Source organism: Rhizobium sp. BK275 (genome assembly GCF_014193555.1).
Taxonomy (GTDB): domain Bacteria; phylum Pseudomonadota; class Alphaproteobacteria; order Rhizobiales; family Rhizobiaceae; genus Rhizobium.
Genome location: NZ_JACHZL010000003.1, coordinates 690,301 through 713,513, shown reverse-complemented (window position 1 = coordinate 713,513; position 23,213 = coordinate 690,301). Strand labels below are relative to the sequence as shown.

At 61.5% G+C, this 23,213-nt stretch carries 15 protein-coding genes and 1 pseudogene; 5 read left to right on the top strand and 11 right to left on the bottom strand.

The genetic code is table 11. The annotated features are described in order from the left end of the window. Positions 1-24 precede the first annotated feature (24 nt). Positions 25-2,982 carry a bifunctional [glutamine synthetase] adenylyltransferase/[glutamine synthetase]-adenylyl-L-tyrosine phosphorylase gene (locus FHT82_RS13410; protein ID WP_183730958.1) on the top strand — a complete coding sequence of 986 codons (2,958 nt, stop codon included), beginning with the start codon at positions 25-27 and terminating at the stop codon, positions 2,980-2,982. Between the two features lie 11 nt (positions 2,983-2,993). Here the strand turns inward: FHT82_RS13410 and FHT82_RS13405 are convergent, their stop codons facing one another. The 3 genes from FHT82_RS13405 to FHT82_RS30555 all read right to left on the bottom strand — a co-directional run bounded on the left by FHT82_RS13405 (position 2,994) and on the right by FHT82_RS30555 (position 9,455). Further along, the gene (locus FHT82_RS13405) at positions 2,994-5,309 is read right to left on the bottom strand and encodes a PAS domain-containing sensor histidine kinase (RefSeq protein ID WP_183730955.1); all 2,316 of its coding nucleotides are present in this window, start codon (positions 5,307-5,309) and stop codon (positions 2,994-2,996) included. A gap of 204 nt (positions 5,310-5,513) precedes the next feature. Continuing rightward, entirely contained in the window at positions 5,514-8,162 is a 2,649-nt protein-coding gene (gene pepN / locus FHT82_RS13400) for an aminopeptidase N (RefSeq protein WP_183730952.1), read from the bottom strand. Between the two features lie 186 nt (positions 8,163-8,348). After that, positions 8,349-9,455, bottom strand: a complete 1,107-nt coding sequence (locus FHT82_RS30555; protein WP_183730949.1) for a methyl-accepting chemotaxis protein — start codon at positions 9,453-9,455, stop codon at positions 8,349-8,351. 349 nt (positions 9,456-9,804) lie between these two features. Here FHT82_RS30555 and FHT82_RS13390 point away from each other — a divergent pair, with 349 nt between their 5' ends. Both FHT82_RS13390 and FHT82_RS13385 read left to right on the top strand, forming a co-directional pair. Then, positions 9,805-10,746: a DMT family transporter gene (locus FHT82_RS13390; RefSeq protein WP_183730947.1), complete on the top strand. Its 942-nt coding sequence runs from the start codon at positions 9,805-9,807 to the stop codon at positions 10,744-10,746. A gap of 259 nt (positions 10,747-11,005) precedes the next feature. After that, complete coding sequence (locus FHT82_RS13385) at positions 11,006-11,878, top strand: hypothetical protein (protein ID WP_183730944.1); 873 nt, start codon at positions 11,006-11,008, stop codon at positions 11,876-11,878. Here the strand turns inward: FHT82_RS13385 and FHT82_RS13380 are convergent, their stop codons facing one another. From FHT82_RS13380 to FHT82_RS13360, 5 genes and pseudogenes are all read right to left on the bottom strand, one after another. Further along, positions 11,879-12,025 (bottom strand): hypothetical protein, encoded by a 147-nt coding sequence (locus FHT82_RS13380; RefSeq protein ID WP_183730941.1) that lies wholly within the window; start codon positions 12,023-12,025, stop codon positions 11,879-11,881. A 66-nt stretch (positions 12,026-12,091) separates the two neighbouring features. After that, positions 12,092-12,283: a hypothetical protein gene (locus FHT82_RS13375; RefSeq protein WP_183730938.1), complete on the bottom strand. Its 192-nt coding sequence runs from the start codon at positions 12,281-12,283 to the stop codon at positions 12,092-12,094. Positions 12,284-12,417: 134 nt separating this feature from the next. Next, on the bottom strand, positions 12,418-13,305 hold the full coding sequence (locus FHT82_RS13370) for a uracil-DNA glycosylase (RefSeq protein ID WP_183730935.1): 888 nt from the start codon (positions 13,303-13,305) through the stop codon (positions 12,418-12,420). Between the two features lie 68 nt (positions 13,306-13,373). Beyond that, positions 13,374-14,669, bottom strand: coding sequence for an Hsp70 family protein (locus tag FHT82_RS13365; RefSeq protein ID WP_183730932.1), 1,296 nt, complete (start codon positions 14,667-14,669; stop codon positions 13,374-13,376). Positions 14,670-14,814: 145 nt separating this feature from the next. Beyond that, positions 14,815-15,705, bottom strand: a pseudogene (locus tag FHT82_RS13360) (LysR family transcriptional regulator). A 104-nt stretch (positions 15,706-15,809) separates the two neighbouring features. Here FHT82_RS13360 and blaOXA point away from each other — a divergent pair. Beyond that, on the top strand, positions 15,810-16,634 hold the full coding sequence (gene blaOXA / locus FHT82_RS13355; protein WP_183730929.1) for a class D beta-lactamase: 825 nt from the start codon (positions 15,810-15,812) through the stop codon (positions 16,632-16,634). Between the two features lie 37 nt (positions 16,635-16,671). Here the strand turns inward: blaOXA and FHT82_RS13350 are convergent, their stop codons facing one another. Further along, positions 16,672-19,788 carry an efflux RND transporter permease subunit gene (locus FHT82_RS13350; RefSeq protein WP_183730927.1) on the bottom strand — a complete coding sequence of 1,039 codons (3,117 nt, stop codon included), beginning with the start codon at positions 19,786-19,788 and terminating at the stop codon, positions 16,672-16,674. Beyond that, complete coding sequence (locus tag FHT82_RS13345; protein WP_183730925.1) at positions 19,785-21,080, bottom strand: efflux RND transporter periplasmic adaptor subunit; 1,296 nt, start codon at positions 21,078-21,080, stop codon at positions 19,785-19,787. The genes FHT82_RS13350 and FHT82_RS13345 overlap by 4 nt, the downstream gene beginning before the upstream one ends. 295 nt (positions 21,081-21,375) lie before the next feature. Here FHT82_RS13345 and FHT82_RS13340 point away from each other — a divergent pair, with 295 nt between their 5' ends. Beyond that, positions 21,376-22,257 carry an aminoglycoside phosphotransferase family protein gene (locus FHT82_RS13340; protein WP_183730923.1) on the top strand — a complete coding sequence of 294 codons (882 nt, stop codon included), beginning with the start codon at positions 21,376-21,378 and terminating at the stop codon, positions 22,255-22,257. A gap of 9 nt (positions 22,258-22,266) precedes the next feature. Here the strand turns inward: FHT82_RS13340 and FHT82_RS13335 are convergent, their stop codons facing one another. After that, positions 22,267-23,055 carry an SDR family oxidoreductase gene (locus FHT82_RS13335; protein WP_183730921.1) on the bottom strand — a complete coding sequence of 263 codons (789 nt, stop codon included), beginning with the start codon at positions 23,053-23,055 and terminating at the stop codon, positions 22,267-22,269. Between the last annotated feature and the right edge of the window lie 158 nt (positions 23,056-23,213).

Sequence of the window (23,213 nt, the reverse complement as noted above, 5' to 3'; positions counted from 1 at the left end):
ATTGCGGCATGGCAGGGAGAGCGAATGCTGACGAAATCGAAGCACGGCCTGAAGGATGTCACTGAGGGACTTCTGCGGCCGTTGAACCAGACGGAACTGAAAGCGGCGTTGGTTGACCTGCAGGATATCGGCAAGAGCGAGCCTGCTGTCGCCGATATGCTGAAGGCCGAGGGGCCGCTCCGCGATTTCATCGCCGCCGTTCTGACCCTCTCTCCCTACCTGCGTGAGATCGCCAATCTCGATCCGGCCATCCTTGCCTCCGCCATCAGCGATCCGCTGGAACCGCAGATCGAGGCGCTGATATCAGAGGCGCGCGATTGCTGGAAGCCGAACAGTGACGGAAACGCGCCGGGCGAAGGCCAAGTGATGACCAGGCTTCGCATCGTCAAGCGCAGAGTGGCCTTCCTCGTCGCCCTTGCCGATCTCGCCCGCATCTTCGACGGCCGGGCGACGACCGGCTGGCTCAGCGAACTCGCCGAGGCCTCGGTGACGGCCGCCATCAATCACCTGCTGCTGTCGACGCATGAAAGCGGCAAGCTGAAACTGAAGAATATTGCTGCACCGAGCGAAGGTTCCGGCCTCATCGTTCTCGGCATGGGCAAGCTCGGCGCTTCCGAGCTCAACTATTCCTCCGATATCGATCTCGTCGTCTTCTTCGACGAAGAGGCCGGCATCGTGCCTGATCCGGACGATGCGATCGAGATTTTCCCGCGTATGATGCGGCGGCTGGTGCGCATCCTGCAGGAGCGCACGGCGGACGGTTATGTCTTCCGCACCGATCTCAGGCTGCGGCCGGACCCCGGCTCGACACCGCTGGCAATGTCAGTCGATGCCGCCATGATCTATTACGAGGGCAGGGGGCAGAACTGGGAGCGAGCCGCCTTCATCAAGGCCCGTGCCGTCGCCGGCGATATTGCCGCTGGCGAGCAGTTCCTGCGCGGCCTTGCTCCCTTCGTCTTCCGCAAATATCTCGATTATGCGGCGATATCAGACATCCACTCCATCAAGCGGCAGATCCACGCCCATAAGGGGCATGGCGCCATTGCCGTGAAGGGCCATAACGTCAAGCTCGGCCGCGGCGGCATCCGCGAGATCGAATTCTTCGTGCAGACCCAGCAGCTGATCGCCGGCGGCCGGATGCCGGCACTGCGCTCGCGCGTCACCGAGGAGACGCTGGCGGAGCTCACCAAGGCAAAGTGGATCGATGCGGAAACCCGCGACGAGCTGACGGAGGCCTACTGGTTCCTTAGGGATGTCGAGCACCGCATCCAGATGGTGCGCGACGAGCAGACCCATCTCCTGCCGGAAACCGATGCAGAGCTGAAGCGCATCGCCTTCATGATGGGCTTTACCGATACGCCGAGCTTTTCCGAGCGGCTGGTCGAGGTGCTGAAGACGGTCGAGCGGCGCTACGCCGACCTTTTCGAGCAGGAAACGAAGCTCTCCGTTGGAACCGGCAATCTCGTCTTCACCGGTCAGGGCGACGATCCCGATACGCTGGAGACGCTGAAGAAGCTTGGCTTCGAACGGCCATCGGATATTTCACGCGTCATCCGCACCTGGCACTACGGCCGCTACCGCGCCACGCAATCGGTCGAGGCGCGCGAACGTCTGACGGAACTGGCGCCCGAGCTTCTGCGCGTCTTCGGCGAAAGTAAACGGGCGGACGAGGCGCTGCTGCGCTTCGACAGCTTCATTTCCGGCCTGCCGTCAGGCATCCAGCTCTTCTCGTTGCTCGGCAGCAATCCGGCGCTGCTTTCCCTGATCGTCAACATCATGTCCTCGGCGCCGAAGCTCGCGGAAGTCATCGCCGCCCGCCCGCATGTCTTCGACGGCATGCTCGATCCCGGCCTGATGGCCGAGCTGCCGACGCGCGACTATCTCGGCGAGCGGCTGAAGGGCTCGCTGGCGCAGGCCCGACACTATGAAGAAGTGCTGGACCGGCTGCGCATCTTCGCCTCCGAACAGCGCTTTTTGATCGGCATCCGCCTGCTGACCGGCTCGATCAACGGTGACATGGCCGCGCGCGCCTTTACCCATCTCGCGGACCTCATTATCGAGGCGGCACTTGATGCTGTCATGAAGGAGATCCGCGTCGCGCACGGCGATTATCCCGGCGGGCGTATCGCCATCGCCGGAATGGGCAAGCTCGGCAGCTTCGAACTGACGGCGGGTTCCGATATCGACCTCATCCTGCTCTACGATTACGACGATGCGGCCTCCGAATCCGACGGGCCGAAGCCGCTCGATGCGACACGATACTTCACCCGCATTACCCAGCGCCTGATCGCCGCCTTCTCGGCCCCGACGGCCGAAGGCGTGCTCTATGACGTCGACATGCGCCTTCGCCCCTCCGGCAACAAGGGACCGGTCGCCACCCGCATCAATGCCTTCGGCAAATACCAGCGCGAAGAGGCCTGGACCTGGGAGCATATGGCGCTCTCCCGCGCCCGGCTGATCTGCGGCGACCAGAGCCTGGTCGGCGAGGCGGAAGGCATCATTGCAGATGTGCTTTCGGTGAAGCGCGATGTCGCCAAGGTGACCCATGACGTGGCTGAGATGCGCGAGCTGATCGAAAAGGAAAAGGCACCGGAGAATGGCTGGGATCTGAAGCTCATTCCGGGCGGCGTGATCGATGTTGAATTCATCGCCCAATATCTCGCCCTGATCGCGCCGGCCAAAGGTGTCGAGATCAGGATCAACGGCCTGACAACGGGCGCGGCACTGAAGGTGCTGGGCGAGAAGCTGATGGGTTCGGCAGACCTCGATACCTGCCTTGAAGCTTTTACCCTCTATACCGAGCTTTCACAGCTCATCCGCCTCTGCATCGATGGAATGTTCGATCCGAAGGAGGCGCCTGCGGGCCTGACCGAGCTCGTCTGCCGGGCCGGAGACTGGCCTGACATCAAGACTTTAGAGGGTGAGGTGAAGCGGCTGTCCAAGGCTGTCCGCAAGGTCTTCCAGACAGTTGTAAAGGCCTGAGCCTTTCCGCGTCAGCCGTGATCGGGAATACGCAGCGAGATGACCGTTCCGACCGACTCGCGCGAGCGGATCTTCATGCTGCCGCCGTGGAGATTGGTGAGCGAGCGGGAGATGGAGAGGCCCAGGCCGGAGCCGCCCTTGCTCTTGGCATATTGGCTCTGCACCTGCTCGAAGGGCTGGCCGATCTTGGTCAGCGCCGAGCGGGGAATGCCGATGCCGGTGTCGGCGATGGTGACCATGACGCCATCGGCGACGCGGCGGGTGCGCACGGCAATGCGCCCGCCCTCGTTGGTGAACTTCACGGCATTGGAAAGCAGGTTCAGCAGCACCTGCTTCATGGCGCGGCGGTCAGCCATCAGCGTCATGCCCGAGGAGATGCGCTGCTCGATGACGATGTTCTTTTCAGCGGCCGGAATGGCGGTGAAGCGCAGGCTTTCCTCGATCAGCGGTGCAAGGTCGGTGCGCTCGCGCGACAGCAGCATATGGCCCGCCTCGATCTTCGACATATCCAGGATGTCGTTGATGACGTTCAGGAGATGTTTGCCGCTGTCATGGATATCGCGGGCATATTCATTGTACTTGGCTGAACCGAGCGGGCCGAACATCTGGTTCTGCAGGATCTCCGAGAAGCCGAGGATGGCGTTGAGCGGTGTGCGCAGCTCATGCGACATGTTGGCGAGGAATTCCGATTTCGCCTTGTTGGCTGCTTCCGCGCGTTCCTTCTCCACGAGATAGTTGGAGTTGGCGGTCGAAAGCTCGGCCTTCTGCGTTTCCAGCGTCTGGCGCGAGGCGGAGAGATCGTTGATCGTCGCCATCAGCCGCCGCTCGGAGTCGCGCAGGCGCTCCTGGTGACGCTTCAAAGGCGTGATGTCGGTGCCGACGGAAACGCGACCGCCGTCGCGGGTGCGCCGCTCGTTGATCTGCAGCCAGCGTTCGTCGGCAAGCTGTACTTCCGTCGTGCGCGAATAGCCGGAGCCGTCTGCATCGGCGATGCGCCGCTCGATGACGGGACGGGCCGCAGCGGCATGGACGACCGTGCGCTCCGTGCCGGGCACGAGCACGCTGTCGGGAAGGCCGTAGGCCTGCTGGAAATGCGCGTTGCACATGACGAGCCGGTCGTTCTTGTCCCATAGCACGAAGGCTTCCGAAGTGCATTCGATGGCATCGGCCAGACGCTGGTCGGCCTCGGCATAGCGCTGGGCAAGGCGATGCTGCTCGGTCACGTCCATGGCAATGCCGATCATGTGCACGCGGCCGGAATGGCTACGGATCACCTGGGCGCGGGCGCGCATCCAGACGTAGTGGCCGGCCGCATGGCGCATACGGAAGATCTGGTCGACCTGGCCGGAATCGCCCTTGGCGACGGCCCGCGCGATCTCATGCAGGCCGTTGTCTTCGGGGTGCATCAGTCGTGCCGCATCGGCAAAACTCATCGTCTTGTCGGAACCGGCAAGCCCGAGCATGTCGTACATCGAGCGCGACCAGAAGAATTCACGGCTGTGGAAATCGAAATCCCAGAGGCCGCAGCGGCCGCGCGAAAGCGCGGTCTCGACCCTGAGATTGGATTCCAGGAAGATGTCGTCGGCATCGCGTGCCCGCTTCACCTGCATGTAATAGGCGTAGAGGATGACCAGCAGAATGGAGGAAATGCCGGCAAACAGCGTGACGTTGAGCGTCAGCTCTTCGCGCCAGAGGCGGTTGATCTCGTTGAGAGAGGTGGCGGAAATGATATAGCCGCCGGCCGTGCCCATCAGGGCGATCTCGGCATAATGCAGCTCGCCGCCGATGCTCGTCTCGATGACATCGGTGCGGTCGCCGAACCGGCGGATGGCGGATATCTCGGGAAAGAGCGTCGAGACATCGGCGCCGACATAGGCGGCACCCGCCGCCGTTGCCGCGAAGACCTTGCCGCTTGCCTGCACCAGCAGCACGAAGGCACCGTTTTCCAGCCGGTCCTGCGGCAGGAACTTCGCAAGACGCGCCTGCGCTTCCGCAGCGTTGCCGCCGTCGAACACATCGGTCGCATCGGAAAAGACGGCAGCAGCAGTCGCAGCGGAAAGCGCCGTCGCATGGCGCGCGGAGGCGGCCATGCGGCTGTATTCGCTGACCATGCCGAAGAAATGCGAGGTTGCCACCACGGCAAGGAAGGCGACGATCAGAACGGGGATGGCGCGCTTCAGCAGAAGCTCGGCCTTTGGCAGGTGGCGCAGCAATGGCTCAGGAGCTTTTGCAGTCTGTCCGGACAGGCTGTCGCGCCAGGCTTTGAGCCCGCCAAAATCGACACGCAGCCGTCCTTCGGCCGCGGTTGCCCGCCGCACGTCCATCATCTCTGAACCTAATCCCTCGTGTGATTCGCGCGCCGCTCGCTCGAACTACACGTAGAGAATCATGCGTGATTCGCCTTGTCCAGAGCCGATGGTAAAATTTTGTTAACCATTTGTGATTGCTGGTTTTTCAAAGAGATTCGCAGATGGCACAGCCTGGCTGCTTCATCCGATGAAGGCAGCCAGGCGGCAAATCACTTGCGCAAGTCAGCCCTTGAGGGTGCGCTCGACGATGTCGCGGACATCGGTCGAAAGACTGGCTGCCTTTTCGATTTCCATCAGGGCCGAACGCGCGTGATCGGCGCGGGCCGATTCCAGCGAGCGCCAGGAGCGCATCGAGGTCAGCAGACGTGCGGCAAGCTGCGGGTTGCGCTGGTCGATATCGAGGATCTCGCCGGCGAGGAAGCGGTAGCCTTCGCCGTCGGCGCGGCCGAAGCCGGTCGGATTGCCGAAGGCGAACGTGCCGACCAGCGAGCGCATGCGGTTCGGGTTCGTGCGCTTGAAGAGCGGGTTTTCCATCAGCGCCTTGACGCGATCGAGCGCGCCCGGTCCGGGAATGCCGGCCTGGATCGCAAACCACTTGTCGACGACGAGCGCGTTTTCCTGGAAACGGCTGCGGAAGGTTTCGAGCGCCGCCTTGGCCTCTGTGCTGTCGGGGAAACGATGGGCGAGGATCGTCAGCGCATGGCTGAGATCGGTCATGTTGTTGGCGCCGTCGAAGGCGGCCCTGGCGCGAACGGGGCTGCCCTCGGCATAGGAGAGGTAGGTCAGCGCAGCGTTGCGCAGCGCACGGCGGCCGGCGCTCTTGGCATCCGGGCTGAAGTTGCCGGGTGTGGTCATCGCGTCGTAGAGGGCCGCGAAGGTGGCTTTGCCGGCTTCGGCGATCTGCTTCATGACCGCCTGGCGGCCGGCATGGATGGCATCGGGGTCGATATTGCTGCCGAGTTCGCGCGCGATGTCGGATTCGCTCGGCAGAGCCAGCGCCTGGGCGCGGAAGGCAGGCTCGAGGCCCTCATCGGCAGCCGCCGCAATCAATGTGTCGACGAAGGTCTGTTCGCAGACGATCGCGGTGCCCTCGCGTGCATCGCGGGCAGCCTTCAGGAGGTTCGGCAGCGCGAGATCCGTCAGCGCCTGCCAGCGGGCGAAATGATCCGTCTCATAGCGGGCAAGCAGGGCGAGATCCGCCGGGCTCTGGTCGAAATGCAGGTTGATCGGCGCGGAGAAGCTGCGGTTGATCGAAACCACCGGGCGCGAGCCGATGCCGTGGAAGACGGCCGTCTGCGTGCGCGCCGTCAGGTGCAGCACCTCGCCGGCATATTCGGCGCCTTCGACGGTAACAGGCTCGATCTTGGAACCGTCCTCGGCAAAAAGCGCAAGGCTCAGCGGAATATGCATCGGCTCCTTGGTCGGCTGACCTGGGGTGGCCGGGACCATCTGTTCCAGCGACAGGCTGAAGCTCTTGGCGGCTGCATCATAAGTGCCGGAGGCGGTCACCAGCGGCGTGCCGGCCTGATGGTACCAGAGCGAGAACTGCGAAAGGTCACGGCCGCTTGCATCCTCGAAGCATTTGACGAAGTCCTCGATCGTAACGGCCTGGCCGTCATGGCGATCGAAATAGAGGTCCATGCCCTTCTTGAAGGTCTCGCGCCCGAGCAGGGTCGCGATCATGCGCGTGACTTCGCTGCCCTTCTCATAGACCGTCGTCGTATAGAAGTTGTTGATCTCGCGATATTTGGTCGGGCGCACCGGATGGGCGAGCGGGCCGCCATCTTCCGGGAACTGCTCGGATTTCAGGTGGCGCACCTCGGCAATGCGCTTGACCGGGCGCGAGCGCTGGTCCGACGAGAATTCGTGGTCGCGATAAACAGTCAGGCCTTCCTTGAGGCAGAGCTGGAACCAGTCGCGGCAGGTGATGCGGTTGCCGGTCCAGTTATGAAAATACTCATGCGCGATGATCGCCTCGATATTGGCGTAGTCGGCATCCGTCGCGGTCTCGGGATCGGCGAGCACATATTTGTCGTTGAAGATGTTGAGGCCCTTGTTCTCCATGGCCCCCATATTGAAGTCGGAGACGGCGACGATCATGAAGATGTCGAGATCGTATTCGCGGCCGAACACCTCCTCGTCCCACTTCATCGAGCGCTTCAGCGCATCCATCGCATAGGCTGCACGCGGCTCCTTGCCATGTTCGACATAGATCTTCAGCACGACCTCGCGGCCGGACATCGTCGTGAACGTGTCTTCGACGACACCGAGATCGCCGGCGACCAGTGCGAAGAGATAGCTCGGCTTCGGATGCGGGTCGAACCAGGCGGCGAAATGCTTGCCCGGGCCGTAGCCGGCGCCGCCGAGGAAATTGCCGTTCGACAAGAGCAGCGGATTGGCATCCTTGTCGGCGATGATATTGACCGTGTAGGGCGCCAGCACGTCCGGCCGGTCAGGGAAATAGGTGATGCGGCGGAAGCCTTCGGCCTCGCACTGCGTGCAATAGATGCCGCTGGTGCGGTAAAGGCCCATCAGCTGAGTATTGGCTTCCGGATTGATGATCGTGGTGACGGTGACTTCGAAGGGCACCGTTTCCGGCAGGTCGCGGATTGTGAGGCTCTCGGGCGTAACCGTGTAGCGCTCCGGCGCCAGTTCGTTCTGGTCGAAGAGAAGGCTGGAAAGCGTGAGTTCGTCGCCGTCGAGGATAAGGGGGGCGGAAGGATCGGCGCCTTCGCGGCGGTGGAAGATCAGCCGCGCTTCCACCTTTGTTTCTGTCGGATCCAGTTCGAAAGTCAGGTCGACGCGTTCCAGTACGAAATCTGTTGGGCGGTAATCTGCCAGATTGATGACCTGACCGGTATCTGTTCGCATGTTGCCTGAAGACCTTTATTAGACAATGGCCGACTACAGAGGCGGGCGCACTCTGCTGAAATTTGGCCGCCATGATTACATTAAAGTCTGAACTAAAGTTAAAGCAAATCGGCTGCGAACGCGAAGTTCATAGCCAAATTATTATGGTCAAATTGTCGTGCATATGCAGCCGAAAGCGGAAAACTGCTATTTGAGATTGAGTGCAATCTTGATCTCGGCATCGCTTTCCGTCTGCTGGATGACGACGCCATACCAGCCGAGCCCGTCATAATCCTCGTAGCCGAGCGTGCGGGCAAAGGCGACGATCGAGCCGCTATTGTCGTAATAGCTGCCCTTCGGCTGGCCGGTCTGGTTGGCAAGCGCGAAATGAGTGAAGAGCATGGCCGGATTGGTGCTGGCAATCACCCGGCTTGCGCCGTCGAGCAGCATGACGGTGGTCTTTTCCGCAAGCTGCGGCGGCAGGTTGGCTTCCTTCTCGACGATCGCCTGACCCTGGTTCTGCCAGTCGAAATAGACGCCCAGCGTGCCGATGAGCTTGCCGTCAACCTTGCCGCCTTCGCGGATGCCGGTCGCATAGACGAGTGCATGCCTTTGGTCGTGAAGCGGGCTCGGCTTCACCTGGTCGACGATATAGTCGTCGCCGGATGCGCAGCTCGCTGCGGCCCGGAACCAGGGATCGGCGGCAAGCGACGAGCCTGATATCTTGCGCTGGAAGGTCGGATTGGCCGATGCGATCACCCGGCCGGAGAGATCGGTCATCACGAGATCGAGATAGACGGTATAGAAGCGGTTGATGGTGCCGAGCCGTTCGGCAGCGAAGGCGACGCTGTCTTTATCCGGCTCCTGCAATGCCTGCCAGAGCGCCGGATCCGTCGCCCACCAGCGCACGTCGGCGGTGCGCTCGAAGAGGTTGCGCACGATGAGCTGGACCAGCGTCTGCGCGAGATCGGTCAGCCGCACGCCTTCCATCTCGGTAACGAGCGAATCCGCCATCGCACGGCTGAGGCCGATGCGTCCCAGCACATTGCTCTCGAACTTGTTGGTGATCTCGGTGGCGATCTGCGCCAGCCGCTGCACTTCATTGGCGACGACGGCAAAGCCCTTGCCGGTTTCACCGGCACGCGCCGCCTCGATCAGCGCGTTGATGGCAAGCAGCTTGATCTGCTTGACGATGCTGGTGTTGTCGGTGCTGAAACGCTCCAGATCCGTGCTGATGCCGTCGGTGACGACACGCATCGAGCGGGGCGTTGCGTTCTGCGACTGGGATATGATCTCTGCGCTGAGCGGCTTCATTGAAAAAGATCCTGAAAATAATCTGACGCGGCTGGCTGCGGAACGAATGCTGGTCTTTTGTATGACTAATTAACTGGAAACGATGCGGCGGCATGGTTTGCAACCGGTTAACGCAGTGGGCGCAGATGTGAACATTTTCGGGGGAATGAGCGTAAAAAGTGAAGTTTTTTCACCAGAGAGTGGGGTTGCATGGAAAATAGGCAAATAAAAGCAGGTAAATACTTGCTTCCTGGTGGGTGCAGATTTTTTCCCACCGGCGCATTTCTTCGGTTACGATGAAAAAATCGTCCGTTGCGTTCGAGTCGAACGCGTCTCCCCCGCTCGGCATACCCGCATAAGAGCCTGGATCATGGAATCGGTTCTCAGAAACCCGATGAGAGGCATTGCGCTGAAAGTCTCGTCGGTCGTGGTCTTCCTGGCCATGCAGACATTCATCAAGCTGGCTGGGTCGGAGATCCCGCCGGGGCAGGTGACCTTCTGCCGCTCCTTCTTCGCGTTGTTTCCGATCATGGCCTATCTCGGCTACCGGCATCAACTGCGCTCCGCCTTCTACACCGCCAATCCTGTCGGCCATCTGAAGCGCGGCACGCTCGGCATCATCTCGATGGGGCTCGGCTTCTACGGGCTTCTGCATCTGCCGCTCCCCGAAGCGATCGCACTCGGTTACGCGACGCCGCTCGTCGCCGTCATTTTCGCAGCCGTCTTCCTGGGCGAGACGGTGCGTGTCTATCGCTGGAGCGCCGTCTGCTTCGGCATTATCGGTGTTGCCATCATCTCCTGGCCGAAGCTCACGCTGTTCCGGGAAGGCGGCATGGCGGCCGAACAGGCGGTCGGCGCGCTTTGCGTGCTGCTCTCGGCCGTGCTCGGCGGAATGGCGATGATCCAGGTTCGCCGCCTCGTCGAGGAGGAGAAGACGGCGACGATCGTGCTCTATTTCTCGATCACGGCTTCGGTCTTCTCCCTGGTGACCGTGCCGTTCGGCTGGCTGCTGCTCGGCTGGTCATCGGCTCTCTTTCTGATCGCTGCCGGTTTCTGCGGCGGTGTCGCACAGATCCTGCTCACCGAGAGCTACCGGCACGCGGACGTTTCCACCATCGCCCCCTTCGAATACAGCTCGATCCTGCTTGGCGGCATCGTCGCCTATTTTGTCTTCGACGACGTTCCGAGCAATACGATGCTTTTCGGTACCGTTATCGTCGTCGCTGCCGGCATCTTCATCATCTACCGCGAGCATCAGCTTGGCCTCGAACGCCGCGAAGCACGAAAAGCCGGCACACCGCAGTCCTCCTGAGCGGCCAGGAAGGCTCCCAAGGGGGCATCACAGGTCGTGTTTTTTATCGCATTGATTGAATAATTCAGGCATTCGCCCCTCAAAAGAAAATGAGATGGCGAAATCTTAGGATATCGCTTTTCGCAAAAATATGGTTATGAAAGTGAATTACTTTCATTTATTCAAAGCTGTGCATATTCGATAGGCCATGGATGCCGGGGGAGTTTCGGTATCGCTGCTCCGAACGCTGGCTTGCGAGCGGGGGTTGAGGAAAAGCATCATGGCGTTCACGGCGGAACAACTGGCGCAGCACCCCTCTTTCGTCGTGAGCATTCGCTTCCTGGCCGGGCAAATGCGTAGCATGTTTGATGCGGGGCCGCGGCTGGCGCGCCTGCTGGCCTCGCATCAACGCTGGCTCTTGACGCAGACGGCATATGCGTTGCATCTGGAATACGATCCGCAGGACGTGACTTCGGGCCTCACCGCCGTTCGGCTGACCGGCAAGATCACCGCGCACAAGATCGCCAGCCGCAACACGGTGCTTGCCTTCATCGAAGAGCTCTTCACCTATCGCTTCATCACCCATACGCCCGGCGATGAACGCCGCCGCCCGCGCCATTTCGAGCCGGCCGAAGTCAGCCACCAGGCAATGTTCGGCTGGTTGCTCGCCAATCTCGGTGCGCTTGATCTCATCGATGGTGGAAAGCGGGCGGCATTCCTGCAGGAAAATCCCCTGCTTTTCCGCCAGATCCAGCCACGTGTCGCCTATAATTGCCTCGAGGATATCAACTGGCGCGAACCGCCTGAACAGGTGGCGCTGTTCCTGTGGACGGAAGCGGGCGGAATGGTCATCGATCATTTCATGTCCCGGCTCGATCTCGAAGGAACCGATCCGGCACGGCTGTTGATCGGCAAGGTGGAAACCCGCCCGCTTGCCGGTGATTTCATGATGTCGCGCACACATCTCCAGCGGCTGCTCGCAAAGGGCGCGCAGCGCGGTTGTCTCGGCTGGTACGACGAGCCGAAGAAGTCGCAACTGTGGCTGTCGCGCGATTTCCTGAGGGAATATGTCGGCTGGCAGGCGATCAAGTTCGCCTATGTGGACGAAGCTTTCGAATGGGCAAAGGCGCAGTTCGAAGCCGGGAATGCCTGACTAAAGCGCGATGGCGCAAGCCGGGGTCTTGACCTCGGATGGCGTATCGCAAAGCTCACGACGATATTCGTGCGCGGCGCAGACGGCAGCACGGATATGCTCGAAAGAGTCGAGGTGACGCAGCAGTGAAATGAGAATTGTTGACATCGGTCGTTACTTTTTGAAATGCGAAAAGGCAGGCGAACCGCCTGCCGGATCATCACTCCGGAATTTTCAATATTCCTGGAAATCGGCGAAAATCGCGGCCGGACGCGAGGTGCGGCTGCTGATACCAGTACCGCGGGCGATCATCTGTTCGTTCGTGGCAAAGCCGAAACGGCTGTAGCCCTGGGTGCTGCGAACCTGATCGCTTGCTTGGCGCAGGGTTTCAAACCCGCAATGTATAGGACGAAAACGCTTGCTCATGGCCTTGGTTCCTGTTCATTCCTCCCAAGACACGCCTTCTATATTGCAGTGCAGCATTGATTCTTCAATGCACCCTTGCAGGATGCAGCCATGCGTATATTGCATGGACCAATTCATAATATTTTCAAACTTGGCTAATTTGTAAGCAAGGAAAGCGACCTAAGTCTAGCCTGGAAGGCCAGAAGATCGCTCCAGGCGAGCCGCTTATTGACGGGTGCGGTTAACAGGTCCTGCGGATGCAGGCTGGCGATGGCCGGAATGACCTGATCTGCGACAGCGATCTCCTTCCACCGGCCGCGAAGCCCGTGAATCGTGTCATTTTCGCCGAAGAAGAATCGCGCCGTGTAATTGCCGAGCAGCAGAATGGCACGCGGCTCGGCGAGCGCGATCTGCCGCTCGATGAAGGGACGGCAGATCTCCGTTTCGGCCGCCGAAGGCATGCGGTTGCCCGGCGGACGCCAGGGAATGATCTGCGTCAGGAGAATGGCTGATCGATCGAGGCCGATCGAGGCCAGCATCCGGTCCAGCAACTGGCCCTGACGACCGGCAAAGGCCGTGCCCTCGCGCTCGTCATCGGCACCCGGCGCCGGACCGATCACCATGATGCCGCTCGCCGGATCGCCGCTCGCGAAGATGGTCGAGCGGGCGCTGTTTTTCAGATTGCAGCCGTTGAAGGCTTCGAGCGCCGTCTTGAGTTCGGCGAGCGAACGTGCGCTCTCGGCCGCAAACCGCGCCTGCTGCACCGCTTCGCCGTCGGGGATAGCCGGCTGCGGGCGCGAGGCAGGGGCGGGGGTTGCTGCACGTTGCTGCGGGGCGGCCGGGCGCGAAGGCGCCTCACTTTGCGATTGTGCCAGTCTTTCCGGCTGCGCGGGTGCTGCCGCCCGGCGTGCCGCCTTCATCGCCTCGAATTCGGCGAACCGGTCGACCGCCTCGTCCTCCAGCAGCCAGTCCACGCCCGCTTCCGCATGGAAATGCAGAAGTGCGGCAAGTTCGGCCGGTGTCAGGTCGTTGGCGGAGATCATGGTGAGACTTTAGCGGAGCGAAAACGGCAATGAAAGGGCGGGCAGAGCGGCCCGCGCCCTTTCGGCCCTTATTGCACAGTCCATTGGTCGATGTCGTCGCGTTCGCCGATCAGCGCCAGACCGTGGGCGATGGAGAGCAGTTCGCCGCCGCTCTCGATCTTGTCGCTGTCGAAGCGCTCGGTGAAGATGCGCCGCAGCGCCGGCACGAAAGATGTGCCGCCCGTCAGGAACACCTTGTCGATGCCGGACGCATCCGTGTTGGTCTTCTCCAGCACCTCGTCGAGTGCGCCCTCGATGCGGGCAAGGTCATCGACGATCCAGCTTTCGAAATCGCTGCGCTTGATCGTCCGGTGACCGGCCCGGCCAAGCGGAGCGAAGTCGAAGGGAGCTTCCTCGGCGGCGGAAAGCGCCATCTTCGTTGCCGAGACCGCCTGGTAGAGCGGATAGCCTTCGTCGTGGTCGATGAGATCGATGAAGATTTCCAGCTTCTCCGGTTCCAGCGCCGTTCGCACCAGCTTCTTCAGATCCTCGAATTCCCTTGTGGTCTTGAAGATCGACAGCTGGTTCCAGCGGCTGAAGCTCGCATAATAATTTGATGGAACCTCAAGGATCTTGTCGAAGCTCTTGAAATGACTCCCTTTGCCGATCTGCGGCGCGACGATGTTGTCGATCATGCGCGCGTCGAAATGGTCGCCTGCCACACCGACACCCGAATGGCCGATCGGCGTTGCCGTCAGCTTGCCGGCCCTGGTCTCGAAGCGGATCAGCGAATAGTCCGTCGTGCCGCCGCCGAAGTCGGCGACAAGCACGGTCGCATCGGACTTCAGGTTCTGCGCGAAGTAGAAAGCGGCGGCAACCGGCTCGTAGACATAGTGAATTTCCGGAAAGCCGAAGCGCGTCAGCGCCTCGTTGTAGCGCTGGACGGCGAGCACCGGGTCCGGACTGGCGCCGGCAAAATGCACCGGGCGCCCGGCAATGATGCGGGTAACGTCCGCAGGCCAATTCTCGCCGGCATAGTGGCGCAGACGTCGTATGAAGATTTCCATCAGGTCTTCGAAGCTCTGCCGCTTGCCGAAGATGATCGTGCCCTGGAAGAGGGCGCTTGCCGCGAAGGTCTTGATCGACTGCAGGAAGCGGCAGTCGCCGGGATTGTCGATGAACTGCTGGATCGCCGCATGGCCGGCCTCCACCTTCAGCGCCGAAGCGCCGAGCTGCGCGTCCTTCATGAAGGAGAGCGCGGTCCGCATGCTGTCGGCTGTGCCGGCGCTGCTGGTGAGCGATATGGAATGAGTATCGGCGCCGCTATCTGCCAGCGCCAGAACAGTATTGGTCGTGCCGAAGTCAAGCCCGAGCGCCTGTGCCATGGCCGTGCTCCTTATCAGATCTGTCGAAAATGACTGAACCGGGGCAGGTGCCCCGAAATAGGAAAGGGCGCCTTATGGTGCGCCCCTGACATGTTGTGAGAGGCGCGTGATCGCACAGCAGGAGCCGGAAAGCAACCCGCCTTAACTAGTTTCCAAGCTGCGCGCGCGTCTCCTCGGCCATCTTGCCGATCCACTTGCGGAACATCTCCATGGCAGGCGTGACAGAGCGCGATTTGAGACGCGTCAGCCAGTAACTGCCCTTGGAAATCCAGATCGGGAAGGGTTGTTCCAGTTCGCCTGCCGCAAGCTGGCGAGAGAACATCAAGGGCGGCGCCAGCGCCACGCCCGCGCCCTGCAGCGCCGCCTCGATCATCAGCACGGAGGAATCGAAGACCATGCCGCGGATCGGCGGGGAGGTGACGTTAGCCTTCTCGAACCAGCCCGGCCATTCGTCGGCGCGGTAGGAGCGCAGCAGCGTCTGATGGGCGACGTCTTCGGGGGAGGAGAGCTGGCGGGCGATCTAGGGAACGCAGAGCACCGAAAGCGGCGCTTCGAACAGGGCTTCGGCCTCTATGTCGTGCCAGGCGCCGTTGCCGAACTTGATCGTATAGTCGAGACCCTCGGCGGCAATATCGACGCGGTTGTTATTGGTCGAAAGCCTGAGATCGATGAAGGGATATTGCTCGCGGAAATCGGCAAGCCGCGGCAGGAGCCAGCCGACGGCCAGCGTGCCGACCGCGCCGAGCTTCAGCACTTCGCGCACATGCCCGCCCTCGAACCGCTCCAGCATATCGGCCATGCGGTCGAAGGAATCCTGCAGCGCCGGTAAGAGGGCGAGCCCTTCCTCCGTGATCATCAGCCCGCGCGGCAGGCGGCGAAACAGGCTGGCCCCGAGCCGCTGTTCCAGAAGCTTCACCTGATGGCTGACGGCAGCCTGCGTGACGCAGAGCTCGATGGCCGCCCGGGTAAAGGAAAGATGCCGTGCCGCCGCCTCGAAGGCGCGCAGCGAATTCAGCGGCAAATATGGTCGAACCATGGCAATGGCCTAATCTGATTTATGCCTGACCGGAAATATCATCGTTTGATCGGGCCTTCCAGGCCGGCCTAGAAAGCTGAGGTCGAACCATATGGAGAACGAAAGTGACTTTCGAAAGACTTCTTCTTCTGGCATTTTCCATAAGTATTACAGCAATTTCCATCACTGCATCACCGGCCGATGCCGCCGATCCGATCCGTTGCATCGTCATCATCGATGAGAAGACCGGCGAGACGATTTACCGTCAGGGCAATTGCGATCAGGGCTTCTATCCGCAATCGACGTTCAAACTGCCTTTGGCCATGATGGGCTACGATTCCGGCATTCTCGTCGATGAGCACAATCCGCTCTGGACTTATGATCCGAAGCTCAAGCGACCCGAGCGCGAGCAGAAGGACACCGACCCGACCATCTGGGAGCGGGATTCCATCGTCTGGTTCTCGCAGGCGTTGACCCGCAAGCTCGGCAAGCGCGCCTTTGCCGATTACGTCAAGCGCTTCGGCTACGGCAATCAGGATGTCTCGGGCGGTCCTGGCAATACGGATGGGCTGACCGAATCCTGGCTCATGTCGTCGCTCAAAATCTCCGCCGAGGATCAGGTGCAGTTCCTGCGCCGATTCCGCACCGGCCGCCTGCCGATCTCGGAGCGCGCGCGGCAGATGACGGAGGCGATCGTCCCGCATTTTCAGGCGGCCGACGGCTGGGATATCCAGGGCAAGACCGGCGCCGGCTGGCTGCGCAATGCGGCCGGCAAGACCAATTACGAACGGCCGCTCGGCTGGTTCGTCGGCTGGGCGACGAAGGGCGACAGGCGGCTCATCTTCGCGAGGCTCTCCATCGCCAATCACCGCTACGGCGACAATCCGATCAGCTTCGAGACGCGGGATACGCTGGTCGCGGATTTTCCAAAGCTGGTCGAAAGCCGCTGATACGAAAAGGGCGCCGGAGGGCGCCCTTTCTGTCTCTTTATTCCGCAGCGATCGCCCGCGGTTCCTCTGCCACATGCACTTCCGTCTTCCTGCGGCTGAGCAGGCGGTGGAGGAAATTGCCGAAGCGGTCCATCTCGACGAAGATGACCGGGGTGATGAACAGCGTCAGCATCTGCGACACGATCAGGCCGCCGACGACGGCGATGCCGAGCGGCTGGCGCAGTTCCGAGCTCGCACCCGTGCCGAGCGCGATCGGCAAGGCGCCGAGCAGGGCGCAGAAGGTCGTCATCATGATCGGGCGGAAGCGTCGCACGCAGGCTTCGTGGATCGCTGCCGTCGCCTTCTCGCCCGTCGTTCGCATCGTCTCCACTGCCACGTCGATCATCATGATCGCGTTCTTCTTGACGATGCCGATCAGCATCAGGAGGCCGATGAGGGCGATGATCGACAGGTCGAAGCCCATGATCTTTAACGCCAGCAGTGCGCCGAAGGCCGCCGCCGGCAGGCCGGAGAGGATGGTCAGCGGGTGGATGAAGCTTTCATAGAGCACGCCGAGCACGACATAGATGGTCAGCACCGCCGCCAGGATCAGATAGGGCGTATTGCCCTGCGACTGCTGGAAGATCTCCGCCGTACCGCCATAGGATGTGAAGACGTCGGCCGGCATGTCGAGGTCCTTCTTGATCTGGTCGATCCTCGCCGTCGCGTCGCTGAGCGATACGCCTTCCGGCAGGTTGAAGGAAACGGTGGTCGAGACGAGCTGGCCCGTCTGGTTGATGGTGACGGGTCCGACCGTGCGCTCGACATGCGCGAAGTTCGAAAGCGGCACCAGGCTGCCATTGGAAGAGGCGACGCGGATTTCAGAGAGTTTCTGGTCGTCCCAGGGCTTGCTCGTGTCATATTCGACGATGACGTCGTAGCTGTCGCCGGTCGACTGGATTTCCGCGGCCGCAAAGCCGCTGAAGGATTCCTGCAGCGTCGTGCGCAGCGTGTCGTTGTCGATCCCGTAGGCGGCTGCCCGCTCGGTATCGATGACGATACTGGCCTGAAGGGCATTGTTCTGCGCATCCGAGGTCACATCCGTGAACAGGCGGTCGGCGCGCATCGCCTGCTGGATCTTGCCGGCCCACAGGTTGGTCTGGTCGGCGTTCAGCGCCTGTATGACCAACTGATATTGGCTGGCGGTCTGGCGCCCGCCGAAGCGCAGGCTCTGGTTCGGGGTCACGAAGGCCTGCAGGCCGGGGATCTTGTTGATGTCAGTGCGCAGCTCGCGCAGCGTCTGGTCAAGCGGTTCACGCTGATCCTTGTCCTTCAGTTCGACGAACATCGAGCCGTTGTTCTGCGGCTTGTTGGGGTTGCCGCCGATGGTCGACATGACGTGGTTGACGGCCGGGTTCGCCTTGACGACGGCCGCGGCCTGCTGCTGCAGGGCCTCCATCGCCGAATAGGAAATATCCTGCCGTGCCTGCGTGCTGATCGTCAGGCGGCCGATATCTTCCTGCGGGAAGAAGCTCGTCGGCAGCGTCATGAAGAAATAGACGGTCAGCGCGACGGACGCGAGAAAGACTCCAAGGATGAAGGGGCGATGGCGAAGGCACCAGCCGACCGCATTGTCATAACCGCGCAGCGTCCGCTCGAAACCGGCATCGAAGATGCGGATGACGAGTGGCGGACGGCTGTGATTGCTGGAAAGACGCGAGCCGAGCATCGGCGTGACCGTCAGCGACACGATCGCCGAAGCAATGATGGCGATCGCCACCACCATGCCGAATTCATTGAACACGCGGCCGACGACGCCACCCATCAAGAGGATCGGGATGAAGACCGCAATCAGCGAGACCGACATGGAGATGATGGTGTAACTGACTTCACCGGCACCCTTGATCGCCGCCTCGCGCACCGGCATGCCTTCCTCGACATGGCGCAGGATGTTTTCCAGCATGACGATCGCATCGTCCACCACGAGGCCCACCGCGAGCGTGAGGCCGAGCAGCGAGATATTGTCGATACTGTAGCCCAGCACATACATCATGCCGAAAGTCGAAATCAGCGACAGCGGAACGGCAAGCCCCGGAATGATCGTAGCCGTTGCATGGCCGGTGAAGAGGTAGATGACGAGAACGACGAGGCCGATCGTCAGGAGTAGCGTGAACTTCACGTCGGCGATGGCATCGCGGATCGGCTTTGCGGCATCGTTCATGACGACTGTGTTGACCGAGGGCGGGATTTCGGCGTGAAGCTGCGGCAGCTTGGCGTTGATCGCGTCGACGACGTCGACCGTATTGGCATCCGGCTGGCGCTGGATGGCCAGGATGATGCCGCGCTGGCCGTCATACCAGCTTCCCGTATATTGGTTCTCGACGCTGTCCTGCACGTCGGCGATATCGCCGAGATGGATCGGCGCACCGTTCGGATTGGCGATGACGAGCGAGCGGAACTGCTCGGCATTGGTGCGTTGCGTATTGGCCGTAATCGTCATGGCCTGCGAATTGTTCTGCAGCGTGCCGACCGGCTGCTGACTGTTGGCAGCCGCCAGCGCCTTGTTGACGGTATCGATGCCGATACCGCGGGTGAGCAGCTTGTTGGGATCGACCTCGACGCGCACGGCATAGGTCTGCGCACCGAAGACGCTGACCTGGGCAACACCTGGAAGCGTCGACAGCGACGGCGAGATGATGTCTTCGGCGATCTCGTCGAGCTTGCTGCGCGGCATGGTGTTGCTCTGCACCGAAAGCAGCATGATCGGCGCATCGGCCGGGTTCGTCTTCCGATAGCTCGGCGGTGTCGTCATGTTGTCGGGCAATTGCCGCGTCGCATGCGAAATGGCCGCCTGCACGTCGGCGGCGGCCGCATCGATATCGCGGTTCAGGTCGAATTGCAGCACGATGCTGGTACTGCCGAGCGAACTCGACGCGCTGATCTCGCTGATGCCGGGAATCGTCTCGAACTGTTTGATCAGCGGTGTCGCGACCGAGGTCGCCATCGTCTGCGGCGAGGCGCCGCTCAACTGCGCCGAAACGTTGATGGTCGGAAAATCGACCTGCGGCAGCGCCGCCACCGGCACGAGCCGGTAGCCCGCAAGACCGGCCAGAATGACGCCGATCGCAAGCAGCGTCGTTGCGACCGGGCGCTGGATACAGAAATTCGGGATCATTGCTCAGTCCCCACCGCGATCGTTTCGGCCTGCTGCTGTTGCCGAGGCGCCTCGGCGGAAGCGACATCAAGCGTCTTGTCGTCGAATTGCTCGCTGACCGCCTGCTGGTCGTTGAGCTGGCCCTGGCCTTCGACAACCACGTGATCGCCTTCCGCGATGCCGGACGCAATGGCGGTGAAGCCGCCATTGGCGCGGGCGACGGTCACCGGCGTCAGGTGCGATTTGCCGTCCTTGGCAACGAAGGCGAAGAAGCCGTCGGGACCGGGGCTGACGGCAACCGTCGGCACGACCACCTGCTGCTCGTCATTGTTGAAATGCACGACGATATTGACCGACTGGCCGGGCCACAGAGCGCCGGAGGCGTTTTCGAACTTCGCCTTGGCAAGGATCGTGCCCGATGCCGTATCGACCGTATTGTCGTAGAAGCTGATCTCGCCTTTGCGCACTTGCCCTTTGGTGGAATTGGGTGCCGTGCTGACCTCGACCGGGCCGGCGGCCAGCGCCTTCTTCAGCACACGCAGGTAGCGTTCCTGCAGATGGAACTTCACGTAGATCGGATCGTATTTGGCGATGGTGACGATGGCCGCACCCGCATTGACGAAGGCGCCCTTGCTGAGGGTGATATCGCCGAGCCTGCCGTCGAAAGGCGCACGAATATCGGTATGCTCGAGGATGACCTGGTCGGAGGCGAGCGTGGCCTTGTCGGCTTCGACGGTCGCGGCGGCGGTATCGCGGGCAGCCTTGGCCTGATCGAGGCTCTGCTGGGTTCCGGCCTTCTGGTCGAAGAGGTCTTGCGCCCGGGTCAGCGCCGTCTCGGATTCTGCGAGCGTCGCCGTATCGCGCACGATCATCGCATTGTCCTTGTCGACGGCGGCCTTGGCCGTCCGGTCGTCCAGCTTGGCGATCAGATCGCCTTCCTTGACCGTCGCACCGTCCTGAGCCTCGATGCTGACGACGAGGCCCTGTTCCTGCGCGGCGATGGTCGTATTGTCCTCGGCATCGGCCCAGCCGGTCGCCGTCACATCCATCGGCAGCGTCGCCGTCACGGCTGCCACGGTCTTGACCATGGTCGGGCCTGTCGCGCCACGCCGCCGCCCACCACTCTGCTGCCCACCACCCTGGGCCTGATCGCTTTGCGCCTGCTGATGGCCGCCATTGCGGGTGCCCTCAGGCTTCCTGATGAACTGCGACAGGTAGGGGATATCAGAGGCATAGGGGATCCTGTCCCCGAACTGCCAGACGCCAACGGCGGCCACGGCTGCAATACTGACGGTGATCCAAAATTTCTTCATGGGTGAGACCGGTCTTGTCTTGGAAAATTGCGTGATTTCTGCCGTGATTGAGCCGCCTGTATTGCGGCGCAAAAAAGACATAATCACCCCGGCGGCGATCACTAAGCGGTTATGGCGGCTTAAATTTTCGTAATGAACAATCTGTAATATTCAGGTTATTCTAATATATAGTCAGGTAGGCAGCGTCGTCGATCGTAGAGACCTGCCAGCGCAGGCTGTACCGGCGAAACACTATTTGATCCGCATGGCAGATCCTGCGCGGGATAGACCCTGGAAAATGCAGAGGCAGGCAGCCATGGCCGAGTTGAATGCTGGTGAACTTCGCTCACTCATCACAACCACTTTTCCCGAACTGACGGGCTCCGTCTTCAAGCTGGCGACCAAGGGTTGGGATTCGGTGGCCGTCGATGTCGACGACCGGCTGATCTTCAAGTTTCCCCTTAATCCGCATGCCGAAAGGGCGCTGGTGAGGGAAGCGGCGTTCCTCGGCGTCATCAGGCCATCTTTAACGATGGCCGTCCCCGACATGCGCATCCACGACGGCCCATCGATCTTTTCGAGCCATTCCAAGCTGCGCGGCGAACATCTCATGACGGAGGATTACGAGGCTCTGCCGGAAGCAGCCCGTCAGCGCCTTGGCGACGATCTCGCCCGTTTCTATGCCGAACTGCATGACCTTGATGCCGACCGTATGCGCGCGCTGGGCGCCGGGCCGATCCTGCCCTGGCAATTGCCGGAGACTGTCAGAGACAAGGCCCTGCCGCTGCTGCCGTCCGAACTGACAAGCTATGCGGAAACCGTCATCTCGGATTTCCAGTCCCTACCGCCCGACCCCTACGGCATCACCTTCGGCTTCTTCGACGGCCACGGCTGGAACATGGCCTTCGATCACGGGCAGGGCAGGCTGAACGGCGTCTATGACTTCGCCGATTCAGGCTTCGGCCCGCTGCATCAGGAGTTCATCTATTCGAACTTCATCTCGCCCGATCTGACGGCGCGCATCGTCTCGGCCTATGAGACGCTGACGGGTCGCCAGCTCGACCGCCGGCGCATCGCGATCCTGACGGGCTTCCATCGCCTGTCTGAACTCGCCGAACTTGCCGACGATCCCGCCTATATCGGCTCGAAGATCGACAGCGTCGCGGCATGGGCCGCTGCCTCGGCCCATACTGGATGATGCCGGCGATCAGACGGAGCGCGCAGCACCGCCGTCGCAGCGGATCAGCGAGCCGGTGATGTAGCTCGCCGGCTCACTGCAGAGGAAGGCCGCCGTTGCAGCGAATTCCTCGACCTTGCCGTAGCGCCCGACCGGAATGCGCGCTTGCTTTTCCACGCGGATGTCTGCGACGCTTTTGCCGGTCCGTTTGGCGGCGGCACTATCGAGATCGACGAGGCGCGCTGTCAGGATGCTGCCGGGCAGCAGCAGGTTGGTGGTGACGCCGTGGCTTGCCACTTCCGACGCCAGCGTCTTGCTCCAGCCGGCCAGCGCCGGGCGCAAGGTGTTCGACAGTGCAAGATTGGCGATCGGCTCGATCACGCCCGACGAGGCGACCGTCAGGATGCGGCCCCAGCCCTGCGCCTTCATGCCGGGCAGCAGCGCATTGGTCAGCGTGATGACGCGCGCCACCATGGAAAAGAAATAGGTCTCCAGCTTGTCGGCAGTCATGTCCTCGGTCGTGCCGGGCGTCGGGCCGCCGGTATTGTTGACGAGAATATCGAGCCCGCCGAATTTCTCCTGCACGGCAGCCGTGACGGTGCCGACGAAATTGTCATCGGAGAGGTCGGCCCAGATCCAATCGGCCTTGCCCTTGCCTTGCGCATTGATCGCCTTGCAATTGGCTTCCAACTCGTCGCCGCTGCGTCCGCAGAGAAGAACATTCGCACCCTCCTGTGCCAGGGCCTTGGCGATGCCGAGCCCAAGACCGCGCGAGGAAGCCAGTACCAGTGCGCGTTTTCCCTTGATGCCGAGATCCATGATTTTTCTCCATTTCCTGTTGCTCTTTTTATAGGGCGCAAGCCGTGCGGAAGAAAAGGACGAAGGTGAACCCGATCGGCTTCAATAATTGACGTTAACGTAAGCGTCATATAATCTTTTGTGTGGAGGACACTCATTGTGCGAATTGGAGGATCGCC

Excerpts from the sequence above, each read along its gene's own strand:
- FHT82_RS13410 (WP_183730958.1), top strand. The coding sequence starts at position 25 with ATGCTGACGAAATCGAAGCACGGCCTGAAGGATGTCACTGAGGGACTT.
- FHT82_RS13405 (WP_183730955.1), bottom strand. The coding sequence starts at position 5,309 with ATGATGGACGTGCGGCGGGCAACCGCGGCCGAAGGACGGCTGCGTGTC.
- pepN (WP_183730952.1), bottom strand. The coding sequence starts at position 8,162 with ATGCGAACAGATACCGGTCAGGTCATCAATCTGGCAGATTACCGCCCA.
- FHT82_RS30555 (WP_183730949.1), bottom strand. The coding sequence starts at position 9,455 with ATGAAGCCGCTCAGCGCAGAGATCATATCCCAGTCGCAGAACGCAACG.
- FHT82_RS13390 (WP_183730947.1), top strand. The coding sequence starts at position 9,805 with ATGGAATCGGTTCTCAGAAACCCGATGAGAGGCATTGCGCTGAAAGTC.
- FHT82_RS13385 (WP_183730944.1), top strand. The coding sequence starts at position 11,006 with ATGGCGTTCACGGCGGAACAACTGGCGCAGCACCCCTCTTTCGTCGTG.
- FHT82_RS13380 (WP_183730941.1), bottom strand. The coding sequence starts at position 12,025 with ATGTCAACAATTCTCATTTCACTGCTGCGTCACCTCGACTCTTTCGAG.
- FHT82_RS13375 (WP_183730938.1), bottom strand. The coding sequence starts at position 12,283 with ATGAGCAAGCGTTTTCGTCCTATACATTGCGGGTTTGAAACCCTGCGC.
- FHT82_RS13370 (WP_183730935.1), bottom strand. The coding sequence starts at position 13,305 with ATGATCTCCGCCAACGACCTGACACCGGCCGAACTTGCCGCACTTCTG.
- FHT82_RS13365 (WP_183730932.1), bottom strand. The coding sequence starts at position 14,669 with ATGGCACAGGCGCTCGGGCTTGACTTCGGCACGACCAATACTGTTCTG.
- FHT82_RS13350 (WP_183730927.1), bottom strand. The coding sequence starts at position 19,788 with ATGATCCCGAATTTCTGTATCCAGCGCCCGGTCGCAACGACGCTGCTT.
- FHT82_RS13345 (WP_183730925.1), bottom strand. The coding sequence starts at position 21,080 with ATGAAGAAATTTTGGATCACCGTCAGTATTGCAGCCGTGGCCGCCGTT.
- FHT82_RS13340 (WP_183730923.1), top strand. The coding sequence starts at position 21,376 with ATGGCCGAGTTGAATGCTGGTGAACTTCGCTCACTCATCACAACCACT.
- FHT82_RS13335 (WP_183730921.1), bottom strand. The coding sequence starts at position 23,055 with ATGGATCTCGGCATCAAGGGAAAACGCGCACTGGTACTGGCTTCCTCG.